General features: G+C 59.2%; 2 protein-coding genes. Both read right to left on the bottom strand.

The window, feature by feature from the left end; all coding sequences use genetic code 11:
- Window positions 1–447, bottom strand: a 447-nt coding sequence (locus tag EOA13_RS37165; protein ID WP_206535376.1) for a hypothetical protein, incomplete at its 3' end; no start/stop codon positions are given.
- A gap of 134 nt (window positions 448–581) precedes the next feature.
- Window positions 582–1,187, bottom strand: a 606-nt coding sequence (locus EOA13_RS38240) for a hypothetical protein (RefSeq protein WP_206535375.1), incomplete at its 5' end; no start/stop codon positions are given.

Raw genomic sequence — 1,187 nt, 5'->3', positions numbered from 1 at the left:
GCACAGCATCAGATAGAGAACTTCGCCGGTTCGAGCAAAAAACCGCCTGTCGGTTGAGACACCGGACGCCGTCACCGCGGCATCCTCGTAGAGCGCGCTGGCGCCGAAGGGGAATACGAACTTCGAACTCCAGCGTTTATTGCTGGCGCCTTCGATGGCGGACGACTGCAAGAACCCCACCACAGAGGCAAAATCGTCGAAGCTGTCAAAGCGGGCGCGGAGGTAACTGAAGTCCCGGCTCTCAAGGCCGCCGGCGTTCTGTTCCATCAATTCCAGCCATTTTGTCCAGGCTGCATCGTCGGAGAGCCCCTCGGCCCCGATGGTCAAAAGGTACGGATTATTGAAGATAAGATTGCGCAGTCGCAACTGTGTCTGCGGACGATAGGAAAGTGCGTTGAACTCCCCTTCAGCAAAGGCGCGGCCGGCGACTTGCTCGGATCGGAGCACACCAAGGAATTCAAGCAGGATCAGCCAGGGCGTCTGTTCGTCATGCAGGCGATGCCCCCAGATCGCTTCGTCGACCCAGAACGCCGGTCAAGTGCGATCCTCATGGGAAATAGGGCGTTTCAGTATCTCCATCATCAGAGCCTCACCGTGACGCTACGCGATGATGCACGGCCATCAGAATTGAGGTCGATAAACTTGAGGACGATCCCGTCACTGCGATCGTCTCCATCAAGGAATCGCCGCCGTTCGACGGCGCTCAGCAGCCGTGCCTTGAACGCGAGAAGGTCCTCGTGGCACTCGAGCGAAAAACTCGTAGGCAGTGCGCCCTCGGCCACACGTCCCAAGAACTCAAAGCGGGTCGTCGACAGTTGCAGCGTGACTTTCGGTGGATCATCACGCGCAAGCCGAACCACCAGCTTCATGCCTCCATCCCCGTCACCGAGCAGCGCCACCTCCTCGCCAGCACGGCGGGCGACGGACACGAATTCCTCCAGCAGAGGACTGGTCCTCGACTGCGATTGGCTTCCTGAACTTGCGAGGACCAGCTCGTCCTGGTTCTGGATCAGCATGCCGGTGAACACCCGGTTCAGCCCACGGATGAGCATGGGCATCACCAGCCGCGGCAATGCTCGTTTCTCGGCCAACGCGCGACTGGTCTCGAGATAAAGCCCAGCATACCGAAAGACGGTTAGGTCCCAGAGGTCCAGCGTGTCTGCCAGCTCATCGGAGATGGTAAAGAA

Source organism: Mesorhizobium sp. M7A.F.Ca.US.011.01.1.1, assembly GCF_003998295.1.
GTDB lineage: Bacteria > Pseudomonadota > Alphaproteobacteria > Rhizobiales > Rhizobiaceae > Mesorhizobium.
The sequence above is the reverse complement of the archived record's forward strand: the minus strand, read 5'-3'. Positions and strand labels throughout refer to the sequence as shown.